The sequence below is a fragment of the Pseudomonas sivasensis genome, from assembly GCF_052938085.1.
The window spans coordinates 2,931,744-2,947,954 of sequence record NZ_CP176442.1; the positions used below are offsets into that span (position 1 = coordinate 2,931,744).

24 protein-coding genes are annotated in these 16,211 nt (G+C 57.2%); 7 read left to right on the forward strand and 17 right to left on the reverse strand.

Features of this window, described 5'->3' with window-relative positions:
- The first annotated feature begins 91 nt into the window (after positions 1-91).
- On the forward strand, positions 92-340 hold the full coding sequence (locus ACKZ62_RS13445) for a hypothetical protein (protein ID WP_278918260.1): 249 nt from the start codon (positions 92-94) through the stop codon (positions 338-340).
- A 35-nt stretch (positions 341-375) separates the two neighbouring features.
- Here ACKZ62_RS13445 and ACKZ62_RS13450 read toward each other — a convergent pair whose 3' ends face one another.
- The 4 genes from ACKZ62_RS13450 to ACKZ62_RS13465 all read right to left on the reverse strand — a co-directional run bounded on the left by ACKZ62_RS13450 (position 376) and on the right by ACKZ62_RS13465 (position 2,068).
- Positions 376-687 carry a hypothetical protein gene (locus tag ACKZ62_RS13450; protein WP_447096828.1) on the reverse strand — a complete coding sequence of 104 codons (312 nt, stop codon included), beginning with the start codon at positions 685-687 and terminating at the stop codon, positions 376-378.
- Positions 688-736: 49 nt separating this feature from the next.
- Complete coding sequence (locus tag ACKZ62_RS13455; protein WP_447096829.1) at positions 737-1,066, reverse strand: hypothetical protein; 330 nt, start codon at positions 1,064-1,066, stop codon at positions 737-739.
- An 80-nt stretch (positions 1,067-1,146) separates the two neighbouring features.
- Positions 1,147-1,482, reverse strand: coding sequence for a hypothetical protein (locus tag ACKZ62_RS13460; protein ID WP_447096830.1), 336 nt, complete (start codon positions 1,480-1,482; stop codon positions 1,147-1,149).
- A gap of 10 nt (positions 1,483-1,492) precedes the next feature.
- Positions 1,493-2,068 carry a hypothetical protein gene (locus ACKZ62_RS13465; RefSeq protein WP_447096831.1) on the reverse strand — a complete coding sequence of 192 codons (576 nt, stop codon included), beginning with the start codon at positions 2,066-2,068 and terminating at the stop codon, positions 1,493-1,495.
- Positions 2,069-2,138: 70 nt separating this feature from the next.
- Here ACKZ62_RS13465 and ACKZ62_RS13470 point away from each other — a divergent pair, with 70 nt between their 5' ends.
- Positions 2,139-2,375, forward strand: coding sequence for a hypothetical protein (locus ACKZ62_RS13470; protein ID WP_447096832.1), 237 nt, complete (start codon positions 2,139-2,141; stop codon positions 2,373-2,375).
- 10 nt (positions 2,376-2,385) lie between these two features.
- Here ACKZ62_RS13470 and ACKZ62_RS13475 read toward each other — a convergent pair whose 3' ends face one another.
- Positions 2,386-3,669 carry a DNA-methyltransferase gene (locus ACKZ62_RS13475; RefSeq protein WP_447096833.1) on the reverse strand — a complete coding sequence of 428 codons (1,284 nt, stop codon included), beginning with the start codon at positions 3,667-3,669 and terminating at the stop codon, positions 2,386-2,388.
- Between the two features lie 78 nt (positions 3,670-3,747).
- Between ACKZ62_RS13475 and ACKZ62_RS13480 the strand changes: the two genes are divergently transcribed.
- Together ACKZ62_RS13480 and ACKZ62_RS13485 are read left to right on the forward strand one after the other, a co-directional pair.
- Entirely contained in the window at positions 3,748-3,933 is a 186-nt protein-coding gene (locus tag ACKZ62_RS13480; protein ID WP_034097459.1) for a hypothetical protein, read from the forward strand.
- Between the two features lie 410 nt (positions 3,934-4,343).
- Positions 4,344-4,601, forward strand: coding sequence for a hypothetical protein (locus tag ACKZ62_RS13485; protein ID WP_068936809.1), 258 nt, complete (start codon positions 4,344-4,346; stop codon positions 4,599-4,601).
- Between the two features lie 39 nt (positions 4,602-4,640).
- Here the strand turns inward: ACKZ62_RS13485 and yejK are convergent, their stop codons facing one another.
- Positions 4,641-5,648, reverse strand: coding sequence for a nucleoid-associated protein YejK (gene yejK / locus ACKZ62_RS13490; RefSeq protein ID WP_099602848.1), 1,008 nt, complete (start codon positions 5,646-5,648; stop codon positions 4,641-4,643).
- Positions 5,649-5,766: 118 nt separating this feature from the next.
- Here yejK and ACKZ62_RS13495 point away from each other — a divergent pair, with 118 nt between their 5' ends.
- Positions 5,767-6,201, forward strand: coding sequence for a hypothetical protein (locus ACKZ62_RS13495; RefSeq protein WP_099602849.1), 435 nt, complete (start codon positions 5,767-5,769; stop codon positions 6,199-6,201).
- On the opposite strand, the gene ACKZ62_RS13500 is transcribed toward ACKZ62_RS13495, so the two are convergent.
- The 11 genes from ACKZ62_RS13500 to ACKZ62_RS13550 all read right to left on the reverse strand — a co-directional run bounded on the left by ACKZ62_RS13500 (position 6,194) and on the right by ACKZ62_RS13550 (position 15,284).
- Entirely contained in the window at positions 6,194-6,523 is a 330-nt protein-coding gene (locus ACKZ62_RS13500; RefSeq protein WP_447096834.1) for a hypothetical protein, read from the reverse strand. The genes ACKZ62_RS13495 and ACKZ62_RS13500 overlap by 8 nt on opposite strands.
- Before the next feature lie 69 nt (positions 6,524-6,592).
- A complete protein-coding gene (locus ACKZ62_RS13505) occupies positions 6,593-7,183 on the reverse strand; it encodes a hypothetical protein (RefSeq protein ID WP_447096835.1) in 591 nt (196 codons plus the stop codon).
- On the reverse strand, positions 7,180-7,824 hold the full coding sequence (locus ACKZ62_RS13510; protein WP_057712091.1) for a lambda exonuclease family protein: 645 nt from the start codon (positions 7,822-7,824) through the stop codon (positions 7,180-7,182). Before ACKZ62_RS13510 ends, ACKZ62_RS13505 begins: the two co-directional genes overlap by 4 nt.
- Entirely contained in the window at positions 7,821-8,735 is a 915-nt protein-coding gene (locus ACKZ62_RS13515; RefSeq protein WP_447096836.1) for a hypothetical protein, read from the reverse strand. Before ACKZ62_RS13515 ends, ACKZ62_RS13510 begins: the two co-directional genes overlap by 4 nt.
- A 7-nt stretch (positions 8,736-8,742) precedes the next feature.
- Positions 8,743-9,942: a coiled-coil domain-containing protein gene (locus ACKZ62_RS13520; RefSeq protein ID WP_447096837.1), complete on the reverse strand. Its 1,200-nt coding sequence runs from the start codon at positions 9,940-9,942 to the stop codon at positions 8,743-8,745.
- 156 nt (positions 9,943-10,098) lie between these two features.
- Entirely contained in the window at positions 10,099-10,293 is a 195-nt protein-coding gene (locus ACKZ62_RS13525) for a hypothetical protein (protein WP_095184965.1), read from the reverse strand.
- A gap of 569 nt (positions 10,294-10,862) precedes the next feature.
- Positions 10,863-11,300, reverse strand: a complete 438-nt coding sequence (locus ACKZ62_RS13530; RefSeq protein ID WP_447096838.1) for a hypothetical protein — start codon at positions 11,298-11,300, stop codon at positions 10,863-10,865.
- Positions 11,301-11,593: 293 nt separating this feature from the next.
- Positions 11,594-12,037 (reverse strand): hypothetical protein, encoded by a 444-nt coding sequence (locus ACKZ62_RS13535; protein ID WP_447096839.1) that lies wholly within the window; start codon positions 12,035-12,037, stop codon positions 11,594-11,596.
- Positions 12,038-12,515: 478 nt separating this feature from the next.
- Positions 12,516-13,145 (reverse strand): hypothetical protein, encoded by a 630-nt coding sequence (locus ACKZ62_RS13540; protein ID WP_447096840.1) that lies wholly within the window; start codon positions 13,143-13,145, stop codon positions 12,516-12,518.
- 142 nt (positions 13,146-13,287) lie between these two features.
- Positions 13,288-14,289: a hypothetical protein gene (locus ACKZ62_RS13545; RefSeq protein WP_447096841.1), complete on the reverse strand. Its 1,002-nt coding sequence runs from the start codon at positions 14,287-14,289 to the stop codon at positions 13,288-13,290.
- A 59-nt stretch (positions 14,290-14,348) separates the two neighbouring features.
- Positions 14,349-15,284: an XRE family transcriptional regulator gene (locus ACKZ62_RS13550; protein WP_447096842.1), complete on the reverse strand. Its 936-nt coding sequence runs from the start codon at positions 15,282-15,284 to the stop codon at positions 14,349-14,351.
- Here ACKZ62_RS13550 and ACKZ62_RS13555 point away from each other — a divergent pair.
- Both ACKZ62_RS13555 and ACKZ62_RS13560 read left to right on the forward strand, forming a co-directional pair.
- A complete protein-coding gene (locus tag ACKZ62_RS13555) occupies positions 15,178-15,399 on the forward strand; it encodes a transcriptional regulator (RefSeq protein ID WP_021491160.1) in 222 nt (73 codons plus the stop codon). The two genes, ACKZ62_RS13550 and ACKZ62_RS13555, sit on opposite strands and share 107 nt — an antisense overlap.
- A 54-nt stretch (positions 15,400-15,453) precedes the next feature.
- Complete coding sequence (locus tag ACKZ62_RS13560) at positions 15,454-16,068, forward strand: DUF8585 domain-containing protein (protein ID WP_447096843.1); 615 nt, start codon at positions 15,454-15,456, stop codon at positions 16,066-16,068.
- The last annotated feature ends 143 nt before the right edge of the window (positions 16,069-16,211 follow it).

Here is a 16,211-nt window from a genome sequence, read left to right on the forward strand (position 1 = left end):
ATGTAGGGGAATGGATTAATGGCTTTTTGCCGATATTTAAAGTGCGCAGGATTTTGTGTACAAAAGGGTTCAACCAAGTTCGTGATGAGGCATGGACGTGTCACACAACTTCGATGCACCAATAGCGCACGCTTATCGCGGCCACGTAATGTTCCTCAAGTTCGACTGGCGCCGCCCGAACGACCAGAGCCCTGTTGCCGCAAAGGTCATTGAACCAGCTCCCATCAGTGGCTTGGGCGAGGTTGCAGCAGAGCTGAAAGGCCCCTGGCCTGACTATCCGGCAGCGCTTGATGACGCCATGGCGGCCGCTGAACGATGGATCGACAGTCAGTTGCCCTGACGCCGCTCACCGGCAGGCATGTAGGGGGATTGGGGTTAAGGGTTCTTGCGTTCTGGCGGGGAGGGCGGGAATCCAAAGTAGTGCCGACGCTTTCCGGTGTAGCCGCATTCGCTGCAACCCGTGGACGGGCCACAGCTGCAACCACCCTCGCAACCGCAGCCACACCCGGAGCAATCTAAAGTGCACCAGCTTTCCTGCTCGACCTCACCTTCCTGGTTTATCGAGTAGTTGACTCGGCGGTCGAGGCGAAAGCCGGTGATCTTTTCTGCATCCTCATAGGTCGCCGGTACCGAACGGAAGCCATACTGGGCGGCAGGATCATGCACGAAACGGCGAACAACTCTCATGGCCTTGGCCCTTTGTAGATGAACACGTAGGCGAACCAGAGGGTGGCTATCATGGCGTCACCTCGCGGCGTGCCCACCAGCAGACCGGACCGTCGTCGGTGTCGTGAATGGCCAGGCAGAACCAGCCTTCGCCATCAGGCCGATCTGGCTCCCAATAGCTGCAGTCCGGATCGCCTGCTTCGAAATAGCGCTCAGAGACCGCTTCGTCGCTGTGGTATTCGAGGCTCACCATCTTCACCTGCAAGCCCTGTGCAGCGATCCAGGCCTTGCACTTATCACCGTCGCCCTCGTCGAAGTCGGGCATATCGGGGTGAGCGAACATGCCGTACTCATCGCGCACGACCGGGGCTAGCTGGATCAACTTGATTTCTTCAGGCATGACTTCGTCCTTGCCGCTATAGCGGCTGACTTTGAAGGGGGAGGGGTTACAGGTTTTGCGGGTGGAGTACGGATGTACTCCTATCGGGATTTGGCGCTCTGCCGCGACAGTTCAAGGGCGTCTTCGCCTTGCTGAGTCATTTCCCACAGTGCAGGGCTGCGCTGCACGCGATTCAGCAGGCCGAGCTGGGTCAGCAAGTCAAACCAGTGCCGGCCGATGTCCGCGCCTTGGCCGTCGTCCGCGCACTCCTGGAAGCGTTCCAGTTTGCGGACAACCTTTTCGGCGAATGGATGCATCACTGTTGCCACTGCCAATTTTTGCTGCAGGGCGTCACGCTCTTTGATTGCTTGGGCATGCTTGCCGCGCCAGTGCAGTACCGCGTCCAGCTCTTCAACGGTTTGAATTGGTTTGCTCATGCTCAGAACCTCAATTGTTGGTGCCGGTGTAGGTGCGCCATGGCACCTTCACGCCGTTGACCAGAAAGCCCCAGTCACCACGCCACTTGCTGGTGATGAAGATGGTGTAGACGCCGCCTGGTGATACCTGGTCGATGCGGTGGTATTCGCCGTGGTTTAGCCGGGCGGTATCGCCCGGGTTTCGAGTACTCGTCGACACCTTGAAGAGGTCGTCCAGCGCTTCCAGCCACTGAAGAGGGCCCGGCTTCAGCATGTCGTCGGTTCCCGCAGGCTCTAATCGTTCCTCGATGTACCAGCCGCGCAGGATGATCGTGCGGGCGTTCCACGGGTGGTCATGCAGATCCCGGTCTTCATCGGGCCGCATGATGTGGTGGATGCGGAACGACCACGGGCACCACCAAAGCGCTGGCTTGTGCGTGTCGCGGGAGTAGGGGTTGAACAGCCACCAGCGGCCCATGTACATCTCGGCGCCGTCGGCGGACATGATGTGCAGGTACGGGGTGCGCTGGGCGCGGGCGATTAGCCAGGCGGAAACCGCTGGGCGCGCGAGCAGCTTGGCGACCAGGCGCCAGAACAAGTTGATCACGGGGAGTCCTTGCCGGGCCATGCCCGGGGTGTGGTGCTACGATGGCCCCTTCCTCTAAATGGGCTAGGCCATGACAAAGCACGATATTTACGATGACATCGAAGGCTTTCAGGTTTGGAACTACATGGAGTGCGACAAGGACGATGAGGGCCGGGAGACCTGGCGTATCAACGTCGAGGTGAAGCGCGGTGGTGAGGTGGTGCTGCCGGTTGTTGCGGGTGACCGAACCTATGTTGACCGGGGCCTGGCGCAGGTGGCTGGGCGTGAGGTTGGGGCCATCCTGATTGCCGAGCATACGGTGGTATAGCTGAGTTGGATCAGGCGGTGCCGAACAGCTCAAGCTGATCACGTTCGACTGCCGCGCCTGCTGCCCGGGCGACTTCGTGCTCAATGCGCGCCCGGGCGATCGCCACATACTGCTCATCAATTTCGCAGCCGATGAACTGGAAGCCTTCGCGCATCGCGGCCTTGCCGGTGCTGCCTGACCCCATGAATGGGTCGAGCGCCACGCCGCCAGGCGGTGTGACCAGGCGGAGCAGGTATGCCATCAGGTCGGTAGGCTTGACGGTTGGGTGATTGTTGCCCTTCGTTTCGGTCGTCTCGACCTTGCGCAAGGTAGTGCCCATTTTGAATTGGGGGCCCGGGTTGATCAGGCCTTCATGCCGATCGGTGCGGCTAGTCTTGGCACAGTAGAAGAAGCGGGCGGCACTGCCGCTGTCGCCGTAAAAAGCGCCTTCCACTCGATCGTGCTGTCCAGTAATTCGGCCGACACTTGCAGCGCTCGCCTCTGTACCTCGAACACGCGCCGATGCGCCAGCCTCTGCGGGAAACATCGCTACTACCTCATCGCTACCATCGTGAATCAGGTTCGCGGGCCAGCGGCCAGCCTTCAGCATGCCGGTATACTCAGCCTCCTGCTTCCAGGCGCCGGTGTCGTTTACTACGTGGCCAGGAGCCATTCGCTTTTGGGAGTACTTGGCGGCCTTTGCATCCGCACCGTGGATACGGCAATCGTCGACATTGATCGCGCCGGTGCCCCACTGATCCATGTTTTCCAGCACGGTTCCGGTGATTGGCTTTCTTGCCATACAGATGGGCTCATGCGCAGGCTTTAGCGCGGTTCCCTTTCCTTCGTGCTTGCCTTTGAGGTTGTGCGACTTCGGGAAGCCCGACCCAAACACCCACATGATCTGGTCGCGGATCTCAAACCCGGCCATTTCAATGCCAACTGCCATGTGGTGGTAGGTGCGCGCAGCGGCGAACGACAGCAGGTGCCCGCCAGGCTTGAGCACGCGCAGGCACTCAGTAGCCCATTCCAGCGTGAATGCCTGGAAGGCACGCATGCCCGCCGGCGTCAGGTCGTACTTTCCGGCCTCGGCCGCGATCGAGCGGTGACCGCCGTTCGGCCCGCAAGCTCCGGCGTGCGATGGCATACTGGCCCGGTAAGCGGCGCGGGCTTCGATATCCTGGCCATCCCAGCTTTTGCCCATGAATCTGATGCCGTAGGGCGGGTCTGTCACGACGCTGTCGACGCTGTTGTCTGGCAGCGTCCGCATCATCTCAATGCAGTCGCCGACCAGGATCTGGTGAGAAGGTGGCATAGGGGATCCTCGACGGCTGGCGTGATTTGTAAATTGGGTTGATGATTTGCACTCAGCAAAGACCTAACGGTGACTGCGATGAGCACGAAAACCGATGTGGAAGCGATACGCCTGATAGGCGATGAAGTTGTGCGGCTGCTGAGCCTTCCTGATGAAGCGCTCGAAGCTGATGTGCGCCCAGGCCTTAAGCTGATCGCTGACCTGGCGAAGTGGCGTGACCTCGCCGGCCTGCCTGCTACTGAGCCGGCTGGCGTGATTCGTTAATGAGTGGGCTCATATGATTTCCCGCAGAACCAAAATCAGAAAATGAAGTCTTCATATTGGTTTGCAGCCATTAATTAAAACGGACAAAAAATCATGAGCCTAATTGACTGCCCTGAATGCTCTGCAAAAATCTCTGATAAAGCCTACTCCTGCCCCCACTGCGGAAATCCTTTTCGCGAGCCGCCATCTGGCCGCTATTTCAGCGAAAAAAACATTGGGCAGATTGCCGGGGTTACCGGCGTCTGGCTAACAGCTCCTTGGCTCGCACGGATGGTGTTTGGAGTCGTCGCTGTGATTGCGATAGCGGCAGTTTTCATAGTTCGCTCAAGCTAGAATCTAAAAATATCTGCGTCCGAGATTGATATGGGGTATTACGGGTGACCGGCATGGAGCCGGATTAAGGAGTTGTAATGCTTGCGCGCTTCATTACGGGGCTTTTGATTGGGTTCGTTGCCGGAATTATCGAGGCATTTGGGCCGTCGATGTCGAAGAAGTGGCAGAACATATCTGAACTTTTAATCGTTCTAGTGGGGCTCGCATTTATTGCTTCATCCTTCGCCTTCGGCATGATCTTCGGATTCATGGCTATCGCTGAAATCACTGCAGGCTTCTACGCATACGGAAAAGTTTTCCGGACGAAAAAAACTAGCCGGAGCCTTTCTCAGTAAGCGCCGCCCTTCGTCGGGAGTGCGGCGCTGCGGTTGGTGTCAGGCGGCTGCGCGCTTGAGCTGCTCAGTCAGTTGAGTGGGCAGTCCGCGCAGCGTCAGCGTGCCGCCGGCTTCGTCGAACTTTATCTTGTCGCCGAGTAGGTGCGCCTCGAAGCTGATCGACATACCCTCGGCGCGGCCTGTGAAGCGCCGGAATTTGTTGAGTGTCTTCTTGTCCGGCGGCAGCGCCTCGGAAATTCCGTAGTCCTTCGCCTTGATGAAGTCGTAGAAGCTCTTCGGCCGGTCTTCGTCGATCAGTCCCGACAGCTCGTCGAGGGTGATCGGCTCGCCCAGCTTGGCCTGGGCCATTGAGTAGCTAACCAGGGTGTTCATCTTCTCCCGCGCTGATTCCTCGCCCAGATCCTCGCTTTCAACGAAGTCGCTGAACGCCTTCAGCAGCGTGCGCGTTTCGCTCGGGGCGTCGATCCCCTCCTGGCAGCCGATGAAGTCGCGGAAGTAGTCGTTGAGCCGCCGACCCTGCTTGCCCTTTAGGTACGAGATGTACTGTTTCGACTGGCGGTTGGTCTGCCATTCGCTGATGTTGATGCGCGCAGCCAGACGGATGTGATCCAGGTCCAGGCGCTTCACTGTCATCAGAGCCAGTTCTTCGGTCATGGCCACCGCTTCGGTTTCCTGCACCAAGGCGATCACCAGGTAATCGGTCATGCCTTGCTGATAGTGGCAGAAGAGGGCGTGCCCACCGGTGGTAAGGTTCGACTCTTCCATCAGCTTGGTCAGGTGCTCGACAGCGGTGGTGCTGAACGCCATGAAGTCAGTGACACCGGCGAGATACTTGCCAAGCCAACCGCTGAATGGGAATGCACCTGACTCTTGATGGAAGAACCCCCAGCCCTTACCGACAGTGGCGTTGTAGCTTTCGTTGAGCTGGCTCATCAGGTCGTCGCGGGCCTGGCTTTCAACCTGCTCGGATGAGCCCAGAAACAGAACGGCCGGGCTGCCGTCGGGCTTCTTGTCGATCTTGTGGATGACGCTATGGCGTACAGGCATTTCGTTTGCTCCGGATAAGCGCCGCCCTCCGGTTACCGGATGCAGCGAGTAGGGTGGAATTTTGGAAAATGATAAGGTATCAATCCGCACCTTGGATTTGAGCCTAGGAGGGACACTGATGCGACACGATATTTTTTGGCGTTTTATAGCGATGATTATGTTCAGCTTCACGCTGACCGGATGTATTCATTACGAGCACAAAAGTGCAGAAGGAAAATCAAGCGCCCAAATCGCTACGATCCAACAGTTCGACAAATCATTAACAATATTTAAGATCGACGACGATCAAACCCTTTATTGGTTGAGCCGCCAGAGCGAGTACCGACTGGGTGCAGGCAGGCATAAGATTCAAGTTCGTAAGTTTATTACCGCGCAACAGCAAACTGCTCCGATTGAAATGACTGTTGATCTGGTGGGCGGCCGTACCTATGGACTTTACGGAATATCATCGTTGACATGGTGGAGGTATGAAATTCGTGACGTTGAGACTGGGCAGCCAGCTGATGTCGCAGGCCCTGTTGTCAATGCAACACCTCCTGCATCGGTTAAATAGTTGGCCCGATAATCTCGTCGCCGGGGTCTTTCTGGATGGCGAGCAGGCTTTTATTTCGGAATTCCCGCGCCACACTTTCCGTAGGTTCGAAAACGTGGCGCGGCGGATTCAGCAGCGGCTGGCACTTTGCGGCGCCCATCGCATGCAGGTGATGAATCATCAGCGTCATCGCCTCGCCCTGCTCAGTAATGCCTGACCACTCCATCAGGTCGGCCAGCGCCTGACGGGTGCCGGGCCGAACCCTGAGCCTCAGTTCCTCTTCGGCAAGTGCCATGCGTTTCCTGGCGGTTTTCGCTGATCGCTCCTGCACAGTCTTGGCCATGGCCTACCTCTTCTATTCCGCTGGCCGGCAGTGCGAGCCAGGTTTGACGTTTGCGTTGCTGGGTGCGGGCTATGCGGTGCATGAAGTTCCGCCCTGGCGTGCTTTGGGATAGTCGATGCCGTGGGCGGCGATAATCCGCTCAAAGGCCTTGCTGCCGATTGCCAGCTTCCCGCAGCACTGGCGCCTGCTGATGCCCAGCTCCATGAATGCCCTTATCCGCTCGGCGAACTTCACATCCCGCTCCGTATCAATCACGTTGTGCACCAGGTTGCGTGCACCGCCTCGGGTTGGTGCCTTGAACGTGATGTCGTACCGCGCAGCGTGGTTGTAGATGAGCCGCCGACTTACACCCAACGCTGCAGCGACTTCGGTCTGGGTGTGCGTGACGCCGAGTTGGCGTATTTGCTCTACCAGCTTGAGGCGGGCCTGGGTACGGATGTCTTCCTTGTCGAGGGGTAACGCATCTGCTCCAGCCTTCCGCCGAACAAACGGCTTAGGCGCCGGCGGCTGCTGGGGTACATACTCGACGGGCTTCGGTGGCGGGGGAGGCTCGACCTCTTCGATCTCGCCGCCAGATGCCACAAACTCAGCCATCTGCGCGGCCAGTTCATCGTGCGCCGGGCGCAGCCGTTCCACTTCGTTACGGAGGATGCTGATCATGCTGCCTTACTCCGAAGTTTCTCCTCATACCCGTCCACCAGCAGCTTGAACTCCCAAAGCTCCTCTTCAAGCTTGTCGATGTAGTTGTCGTCGCGCTTGAATTCCTGCCACCACAACTGGCGTCCCACCGATTCAAGTGCTGGACAGTACATCCCGATGTGCCACCACTTGCGACCGGTGATCCACATGCACCCCTGTACCTGGTCCATGATCTCGCTGGCGTCATTGTCGATGTGGAACGACCGAAGTTTTTCAGGGGCGAGGAAGCACTTGTACTCCGAGCCGCCATCTTCGCCGATGAAGCCATCCGCACTGGCGCCAAATGCGCCGTCGTCGGTTTTGACCAGTCCGACCTGGGTGACAATCAAACCAGTTTGAGCTTCATGCTCCATGCGAGCCTGGGGCTCCAGCTCATGCCCACGGCGCATTTGCCAGGTCTCAAACCCACCATCCAACGGCTTGCCGCTGATTCGCTCTACAGCCAACCGGAAGGCGTAATCCTGAGCCTTGGCGGTTGGTTCGCCCTTATTCGGGCCAGACTTTAGCTTGGCACGTGCATCGCCAAACATGCTGGCGGTGATAACGCCTGCTCGCTCCTGATGCCACTCTTCGGAGCCTTGCGCGCAATTCACGATGATCATTCTGGGATCTCCTCAAATTCAACTTCTTCGTCGGCTGGTGGTTCGGGCTGCTGTTCTGCGACAGCCTCGCTTTCCGGCTTGGCTTCTTCGGCGCCCTTCAGCTTCACTCCGCATGCCACCACCGCCGCCTTGAAGAGGTCGTAGGCTGTTGTGTCCTTGGCGTCATTTATGACCGCTACGCCAGCCTTCCAAACATCTGTAAGTGCGTCGGGCGCGGTTGCTGCTTCAGCCTGAGCAATCCAGTGAGCGGACAGCGCAGGGTCATGAGGGACCGGAGCGGCCTTTTGGCTTTGCGCCTGCGCTTGCTCCTGTGGCCGCAGCTCCTCGGGAAGGTCTTCGATGTCCTGCGTGAAGATGTCCGATGCTGCGGTGACGTTGAGCGTCATGGCGATCATGGCTCGCTTGCAGGCCATCTTTAAGATGGTGTTGGCCAGGTCTGCCGGTTCGGTACGGATCTGATCTGCGGTGTTGCCGTTCTTGTAATACTTCTTCCGGCGCAGGTTCTCTGGGGTGGCGTCCAATTCCGCTTTGCAGATGACGCCGCGCCACTTGTACTTCTCTTCGCTGGACGAGCATTCGCCGACGCCTTCGCCGAGAGCAACACCGGTCATCTGGTGACGACCAACACAAGTGACCCGGTAGCGTGCTACGCCTGGTCCGGATAGATCTTCAATTCGGTATTCCTGCGCAACCCGGAAGGTCACACAGAGCACCTCTGCACCCGGCTTGTACAGAGTTGGTTTCTGGGTTCCAGGGATGGTGCCGTAGTGCGTTTCACGCTTCATGATGCCCTGCATCACTTCCTGCACCAGGTTAACGCGCTGGCGAATCTCTACGGCCGAGAAGCGGTGAACCTCGGCGGCAGTAAGGCCGGCGCTTTCGCGTACCGGCATTTGAATGATCTCGTTCATGACGACCTCAGTAAGTGATGGCGATGGCTGGAATTTTGCGCTGAGCAATCAAGGTGACTGCCTGTTTCGCGCATTCCACGGGCATACCGCCGGCGATAAATGCGTCCAGCGCGGCGCGGTTGATCTTTGCTTTGTGCGCCTTGTCCGCTTCCCGTGCGGCGGCTTGGCGGTTGATCTCGTCGGCAGCGGCATTTGCCCGGGCGATCTCTGCCAGCCTGGCCCTCTCTGCGGCTTCAGCTTGGCGACGTTCCGAGTCAATACGTTCTTGTTCGGCAAGCCGGACAGCGGCGGCTCGGTTTGCCTCTGCTTGCTCCAGCGCCTGCTGGTGCCTGCGTTCGTCGTCGATCTTTTGTTGAGCTGCCCTCTGTTCGGCCTCAATCTTTTCCCGGGCAGCCTGGGCGGCGGCGCGCTCCGATTGCTCAGCAGCCAGCTTCAACTCCAGCTCGCGGCGATCAGCGGCGGCTTTTGCTTCGGCTTCACGCTTGGCTGAGGCATCACGTTCTGCCTGTGCACGCTGCTCGGCTTCGCGGCGGGCGCGCTCCTCAGCTTCCCGGGTGATTTGGGCGTCACGCTCGCGCTGGGCCTGCGCTTCCGTTTCGGCGCGCAGCCTGACCAGTTCCGCCTGTTCGGTTTCGTATTTCTGGCGGGCGGCGAGGGTGGCGCGCAGCTTGTCCAGAACCTGATCCTTGGTGCGGGCAGCTTCAGCCTCGAACTCTTCCCAGTGCTCGCCCATCTTAACCGCCTCAACCGAGGCGATAGACTCAAGCAGTACCGCGGCGGTGACATCCGACAGATCCAGGGCAAAATCCGCAATTGCCTGTACGGCATCGACGTGCCGATCCTTGCGAGCCTGCTCGGCGGCTTCCCAGTCAGTCAGCGGCTTGCGAACTTCCTCTTGCCACGCGCTCAGCAGCTCACGAACGCGCTTGCGTTCTGCGTCGATCTTCTTCGGTACATCCTTCAGCTCTGCAACAAGCTCTTTGCCCAGGCTGTCGAGTTTCGTTTTTGATCCCGCCAGGCTGTAAGCAATCGAGCGATACGCGTCTTGGCCCTTTTTGGTTTTAACGTCAGGTGCCGAGGCGTTGAACTTGTCGATTTCTTCCCGGACGCTTTGTAGGTACGGGTCGAGGCCGTTGGGGGCGCTGAATACTGCCAGGGCTACTTCTTTAGCTGGCAGGATCGCCAGTTGTTGTTGTTCTGCGGACATGGGGAATCCTTGCCGCGATGCTCGCAGCGATTGAAGGTGTTGGTTACTGGGTGATTCGATCAGCGAGGGCGCTGAGCAACATCAGGAAGGTGAAGAGGGCAAGGACAGGGAAAGCGCCACGCCAGATGAGTAGGCGCCTAGTGCGCTGGTGGGGAGTCAAGGCCGAACCCTCACCGCGATTCGGCCACCCTTCATTGTCGGCGCCAGCCGCTGCGGAAGATTCCTTACCAGGTCTTCACGCTTGCGGCCGATCAGTTCATTGAAAGGAATGCCAAAGCCCAGGATGGCGATTCGACTCTCGATTTCGTTGAGTTGCTCTTCGATTAGCGATTGGACTGGTGCAGTAGTCATGACCTTCTCCTTGCGTGTGTATCGCTGGCGCTGTAGTGCTCGTGAACGGTTTTTTCGACGAGTGACGTGTCTAGATCAATGGTTCTGTGAGGATTGGGGGTTGCCACCTCGATCCTCGGCGTCTACCCTGAAAATGTATGAATTGTTACGAATAATTTCGGTAGTGACCGTTTTCGGGTCACGCTACTTCAGGACGAGGAACGAAAAATGTTTTCACACGAAGGTCCCGCATTAGAGCTGTTGCTGTTCGTTATTGGCTTATCTGGCCTGCTTTTGGTCGTGTGGTTTATTCACCACCAATACGAACGTTTAACTGGGAAAAACGTAAGAAAACAACAAAGTCGTAACGAAGGGCGCTCGACGTAATCTGACGGCCTATCTAACCAGCCGAGCCAGCCTCTTCCGACTGGCTCTCAGTAGCCACGCACTGTAATGATGAAACTCTTCAGCATTGATGGTGCCTTCGGTGAAGTGGCGAACGATCAATCCCTCTACCTGCGACTCGGCGAGGGGCGTTGTGTCCGAAGGGTCAAGGGCAAGCAACGCAGCAGTTATATCTACATGCGCGCTCATAGGTCCGCATCCACGTCGTCTTCTGCCTCTTCCCTCTCTGCTGCAACGGCGTCGGAGGCGTAGGGCCTCAGCAAGTCCATAGCGATCCGTTCCGCGGCTTCGATGGGGCGCTGTTCGCCCATCATTTCCGCGGCGTGGCCGCGTGAATCCGCTTGGCTGCCAAGTATTGAGGACAGGAACAGCCGAGCAAGTGAGTCGCGCTCGTCCAGGCCGTCGATCTGGCGCTGATTTAGGACGCCCTGCAGGTAGGTGCAGAACCGATCAAACGTCACCACCTGCGGCTGGCCGTACCGGCGCTTCCACTTGATGTCCATGCCGCACACCAACTGCTCGGCCGAGTGTTCCAGCCACTCCTGTTCCGCGCTCACCTCGCTTACCTCTGGAGGCAACTGAGCGTCGTAACGCTCCTGGCATATCTTCAATGCTGCGTTCATGGTCGCCTCCAAGGTGGCGGGTTGTTCACCTGTATTCGTCAGCACTCATGCCTCCCGCTGGTTGCCGATGGGCGCGGGGGAGGAGTGCTGACGCAATAGAGGTGGGGAAGGGTAGGTGCCGGTCTTTCCCGGCTGTCCGTCGTACTCTTCCGACTGTCAGCGATCTTGATTTGGCTCATTGGCTAAGCCTTCGCTCATACGGAACGAAACGGACACTGCTTTGGAGTGCCCACAAAGACCGTGTTGTCCGACGGCCGTGGCGGAGGCGGCTTAATCCCCGCTCAGGATTCTTTTCATCCCTCGCGAACCCTGACCATTGGGTTTGGCTCGTTCAGGAATGGCGAAAGCCGCAGCTGCAACATCTTCACGTGATCGGCCTGCTGGTCGATCAAGCTGCGAATGTCTTTGGCTTCGTAAAACTGCATCAACTGCTGAACCTCGGCATCAGGCATCGGCACCGTTTGCGGCTTCACATCTGCCACTCGCACCGTATAAACCTTGTCCTCGCTGATCCCGCACACAATCACACGGACCACAGCCTCCATCTCGCCCTTGTGAATTACCGCGGTAGGAGGCGACTGGATCGGCACATCCACCCAGGTATTCGACCGATACGTGCTGACCACCTTGTGGGTGTAAATCTCATTCGGCACGCCGTGGCGCTTCATTTCGATCAGTGCGTAATCTCCGAAGCTTGGAAACGAGGCCTTGGCCAAGTCGTAGTTGAACTCGCTCATTTGTGGCTCCCGGTTGTTTTCCCAATGCACCCGACCAATCAGCGGCTGGGTGCATCAGTGAAAAATTCCGTTCTCCACCACGCACATCGCCCGATTCATATCTCTGGCCGGCGTCACACATTTCGTGAGCGGTGTTCTTCGCCGACCGGCTTGCGTGGTTTCGCGTACTCACGTCTGGTGAGCACGGCCAGTTCCAGAGCTGGCGTGGAGATCGAATTTATTGCTCGCGCTGTGCCCATTGCTGGGGATCGATCTGCGAGGTTCCCGTGCTGTTAAAGAGCGGCGGGCGGAGGCCCTTCGCAGTGGCTGTGTGTCGCTGCGATGGATTAAATCTACAACCATAAGTTACAGCTTGCAAGCTTTTTGGTTGTAGATTTTTCGATTTAAAGTTGTCGGTTGGTTCTGCCATGGTTGTAGGTCCGAATCGCAGGCATGAAAAAGCCCGCACTGGGCGGGCTTTGAGTAGTAGGGGGAATTGCTATTTTTCTGGGTACATCTGCTGCAGTCTTGATCTGGCGTCTTGGCTCAAGCCTGGTACGCCAAGCGTTTTGACTGCTCTGTCGTCTGCTGCCAGAAATGCCTTAACGCGGCTTGCATTGGGTTTGAGGCTGGATATTTCCTGCTCAAGGCTTTTGATTTGCTCGTCATAGGCTTCATCCATCTGCGATGTGAGCAACGCTATCTCGTAGCTATTTTTGCTCTTGGAAATAGCTGCCGAGGCCTTTTCTGCTCTATCCTTAGCCGACTGTCGTTCCAGTCGCGCCTTGGCATCCATAGAGAGCATCGATATCAGGCTTTTGGCTGATGAACATATTTCTTTGGCCGCATCCCGCGCGCTATGACTGCGGCGCCAATCGCGAGAGTCAATCGCTAAGGTGCAGTTCGAAAGCTCCTCCGTAGCTTTGCGCGTGGATGCAAAAAAGTCTGCGACAGTGACATTATCCCCGTCGGAAAGCATCGCCATTTGCTGCATAACCAATGCTGAGCTTTGTCTGGCGTAAGCGGCCCCAGCGTCAATTTCTTGCTGCGTTTGATAATGCATCCAGCCATAAGCACCCAGTGCGACCACGATAGCTGCAGCGATAAATCCTTGAATCATATTTTTCATGGTTCCATCCTAAATCTATCTCTAATCCTATCCTGCAGGTCGTCGGCCATTATCGGCGCCCAATGGAGTGCTACGTAATAAGGCAGGGAAGGGTATATACAAGAAGCCCGGCGCTGGGCCGGGCTTGAGTTGAAGTGCACTCTCAGTCTGGAGGGTCTTTTCGTACCACGTCGAGGACCACGGCCTGCTTGATATCGCCATCCATTTCCTTCGCATTTATGCTCAGATAAACGGTGGTTCTCTCCCATTCGGCGTATTGCAGGATTTCTTTTTTGTCGCCTGTCAGGGACGTATCCTCGACAACGGCTTCGAACTCATCAAGAGACTTATGCCGGCGCACCTTAACCTTGAATGCGTCAGGATTTGATGAGTCAACACGCGTGATTCGATAATATCCATCCAGGCGCTTCTCTACAGCCTTTCTGCGGGCGTTCGTGACCAATTCCTGCGCAGCATCTTGCGGGATCACAACTTCGCTTATAGTTGCCTCCTCTGCCGTAGAGAATCCTCTGAGCATTTCGGTTCGGGTGTCGTAGGCCTCTCGATTCACGGTTTGCAGCTTCGGTTGCGCCACCAAAAGCTTGGTCAGCACTTCCAGTCGAGCGGTTTCCTGTTTTGACATTGCCTCTACAGAAGAGAGGACGTCTCTTTGCTCTTCCGTTTTTGCTTCAGAGGCTCGGATGTCTTTTCGATAGTTCAGATAGGCCGTGTACGAGGTCTTGCCCGCCCAGAGCACGCCCAGGCCAAGGATCGTCGCAACGATCAGTTCGGGTGGCATTGTTTCTCCTGCCTTCTCGGCGAATTTTAGCAATACGTCCTGAAGGTCAATTTCGAAGATCGCAGATCCTTCTTCGACCTTTACCTCAATTTCCAGTTCATCACGCTCTTCCTTTGAGAGGCGTCGCGTGTCTTCCGTATCGTACTGGGCAATTGCATAGGATTTATAGACTAAATTCTGCAGCTCAATGAAGGATTTCATCACGCTGGGCGTAAGGCTCGAGTGAAATTTTTCACCCACCAGCCTGACTTTGAGCTTTGGCCAACCTTCCAGAACAATGCCTTCGGGGAATGCACCTCCCGCTAGGAAGCGTTCAATCGCCTCAAACGCATCGCCTTCGTTCTTGATTTTTATTGGTTGGTTCACGGCGCTTCCCTATGCCACATGATGAGATTTTAGGAGGTGAGATGTACTCCGCCTCGGTTTTAACGTGCGTACATGCCCCACCAGAACACATGCCCCAGGATGCCGATCTGCTCATCCTGCATCTGCTGGAAGCTGTAGTCCTCATCCGGATGGTCGTCGCGGTTGAAGCTTCGCAACCTGATCCCTGACGGAAGCCTGAAAACCTGCTTAACGCGCATCTGGCCATTATGGTTTATGGCGTAGAGGTCGCCATCAATGATGTCGCCCAGGCTTGTTTTGCCCAAGTCGATTCCCACAGTCGCACCGTCACGCAAAACCGGGGTCATGCTATTGCCCCGGACGGTCACGCACTTGGCGTTGCTGAACTGAACACCGTTTTCGCGGAGGTTCTTCTTGCGAAAGCGAAGGCTTTCCCCTTCGTCCTCCTGGATCACGAACCGGCCCGATCCTGCAGCCAGTTCGACTTCGCGCAGAAACGGAACCTCAACCTCGTCGTCATCGAGAGGGGTCTTTTCGTCCCAGCCATCAATGGCTTTCATGGAACTGGCATTCGAGTCAGGCGCGGCTCGGCCCGCTTCACCAGGACCGCCATCTATTAAGTAGCCCATCGAAGTGCCGAGGGCCTCAGCCAAGTCGCCCAGCTTGCTATTCCGTGGCGTAGAGACGCCAGCCTCCCACTTCTGGACAGCCTGAGGGCTCAGCCCCAAACGACGGGCCAACTCCGACTGGCTAAGGCCTGCCGACTCTCTTTTTTGCGCGATGCGCTCACCGATATTTTTCATCGCCGAATCATACAAACAACGGTTGTAGATGTAATTGCGAATTTGAGTTGTAGATAAATGCGTCCATGGGTTAACCTTAGGTTGTAGCTGTAACTTTGAGGTGCGTATGACGCAGACAGCAATCCAGAAGGCCGCGAAAGCTGCCGGCGGCCAATCCGCCTTAGCTCGGTCACTGAAGGTCACGCCACAAGCAGTGCAGAAGATGTGCGCCACCGGGCGCGTTCCTGCTGAGCGAGTGCTGGAGATCGAGAAATTAACCGGGGTTCATCGCTCTGAGCTGCGGCCAGACCTTTACCCACCAAGGGTGAAAAGACCGCAGGCAGCCTAAGCGACATCCCTGTCCGCCGCTCCATTGAAGCCAGATTAGAAGAGAGCAGTCCCCATGCAAACGTCCAGTTCCAGACACACCGTACAAACCCGTGATCAGGTTCTGGTCGCCCATGCTCAAAACCAGATCGCCCGCACCAGCCTGAGCCAGGACGACTTCGCCCAGGCGCTGAGCCGCGAACTGCATCTGTCCTGCCCAGAGAAGGCCATCGCCAAAGAGGTGCCGGACTTTGCCGCGCTGACCTTGCAGAACGACGTGTCCGACTTTGTGAAGGCGACCGGCCGCTGGCTCAAGCGTGTTCAGCGCTGGCTGTCCGGCGATCAGGAAATGCCTTCCTGGCTGGAGGAGTCGTGGGTCAACGCCCTTGAACCTGAATTCCGTGACCACTGCCTGAATGAACTTGCCAGCCGCCACGGTTTGACCGGGGCCCGCCAGATGACCAGCGACCAGTGCGCGAACAAAAGCTTCGGCGCGCTGATCCGCGCCCTGGGCGATGTGATCGACACCGGCAGCGAAGTGTTTGACGACCAAGTGATGTGCGAGCAGGACCTGCCGCATTTGCCAGCGTTCGCCAAGCAGTGCCGCCAGGTTGAAGCGAAGGCGGGGGAGCTGCGCCGGAAAGCTGAGGCACTGATCAACCGCAAGCCTGCACTGAAATCCATCGCCTGAATTACAGCCACAAAAAAGCCGACGGTCGAGGTCGGCTAATTCGATAACACGTTGTGAGGCCGATTATATGGAAACCCAGCCACATATCAATAGCTCTACCAATCTCGCGCCACGTTTTGCGCAATCTGAAAACGTGGCGCGCA

Excerpts from the sequence above, each read along its gene's own strand:
- ACKZ62_RS13445 (WP_278918260.1), top strand. The coding sequence starts at position 92 with ATGGACGTGTCACACAACTTCGATGCACCAATAGCGCACGCTTATCGC.
- ACKZ62_RS13450 (WP_447096828.1), bottom strand. The coding sequence starts at position 687 with ATGAGAGTTGTTCGCCGTTTCGTGCATGATCCTGCCGCCCAGTATGGC.
- ACKZ62_RS13455 (WP_447096829.1), bottom strand. The coding sequence starts at position 1,066 with ATGCCTGAAGAAATCAAGTTGATCCAGCTAGCCCCGGTCGTGCGCGAT.
- ACKZ62_RS13460 (WP_447096830.1), bottom strand. The coding sequence starts at position 1,482 with ATGAGCAAACCAATTCAAACCGTTGAAGAGCTGGACGCGGTACTGCAC.
- ACKZ62_RS13470 (WP_447096832.1), top strand. The coding sequence starts at position 2,139 with ATGACAAAGCACGATATTTACGATGACATCGAAGGCTTTCAGGTTTGG.
- ACKZ62_RS13475 (WP_447096833.1), bottom strand. The coding sequence starts at position 3,669 with ATGCCACCTTCTCACCAGATCCTGGTCGGCGACTGCATTGAGATGATG.
- ACKZ62_RS13480 (WP_034097459.1), top strand. The coding sequence starts at position 3,748 with ATGAGCACGAAAACCGATGTGGAAGCGATACGCCTGATAGGCGATGAA.
- ACKZ62_RS13485 (WP_068936809.1), top strand. The coding sequence starts at position 4,344 with ATGCTTGCGCGCTTCATTACGGGGCTTTTGATTGGGTTCGTTGCCGGA.
- yejK (WP_099602848.1), bottom strand. The coding sequence starts at position 5,648 with ATGCCTGTACGCCATAGCGTCATCCACAAGATCGACAAGAAGCCCGAC.
- ACKZ62_RS13495 (WP_099602849.1), top strand. The coding sequence starts at position 5,767 with ATGCGACACGATATTTTTTGGCGTTTTATAGCGATGATTATGTTCAGC.
- ACKZ62_RS13500 (WP_447096834.1), bottom strand. The coding sequence starts at position 6,523 with ATGGCCAAGACTGTGCAGGAGCGATCAGCGAAAACCGCCAGGAAACGC.
- ACKZ62_RS13505 (WP_447096835.1), bottom strand. The coding sequence starts at position 7,183 with ATGATCAGCATCCTCCGTAACGAAGTGGAACGGCTGCGCCCGGCGCAC.
- ACKZ62_RS13510 (WP_057712091.1), bottom strand. The coding sequence starts at position 7,824 with ATGATCATCGTGAATTGCGCGCAAGGCTCCGAAGAGTGGCATCAGGAG.
- ACKZ62_RS13515 (WP_447096836.1), bottom strand. The coding sequence starts at position 8,735 with ATGAACGAGATCATTCAAATGCCGGTACGCGAAAGCGCCGGCCTTACT.
- ACKZ62_RS13520 (WP_447096837.1), bottom strand. The coding sequence starts at position 9,942 with ATGTCCGCAGAACAACAACAACTGGCGATCCTGCCAGCTAAAGAAGTA.
- ACKZ62_RS13525 (WP_095184965.1), bottom strand. The coding sequence starts at position 10,293 with ATGACTACTGCACCAGTCCAATCGCTAATCGAAGAGCAACTCAACGAA.
- ACKZ62_RS13530 (WP_447096838.1), bottom strand. The coding sequence starts at position 11,300 with ATGAACGCAGCATTGAAGATATGCCAGGAGCGTTACGACGCTCAGTTG.
- ACKZ62_RS13535 (WP_447096839.1), bottom strand. The coding sequence starts at position 12,037 with ATGAGCGAGTTCAACTACGACTTGGCCAAGGCCTCGTTTCCAAGCTTC.
- ACKZ62_RS13540 (WP_447096840.1), bottom strand. The coding sequence starts at position 13,145 with ATGAAAAATATGATTCAAGGATTTATCGCTGCAGCTATCGTGGTCGCA.
- ACKZ62_RS13555 (WP_021491160.1), top strand. The coding sequence starts at position 15,178 with ATGACGCAGACAGCAATCCAGAAGGCCGCGAAAGCTGCCGGCGGCCAA.
- ACKZ62_RS13560 (WP_447096843.1), top strand. The coding sequence starts at position 15,454 with ATGCAAACGTCCAGTTCCAGACACACCGTACAAACCCGTGATCAGGTT.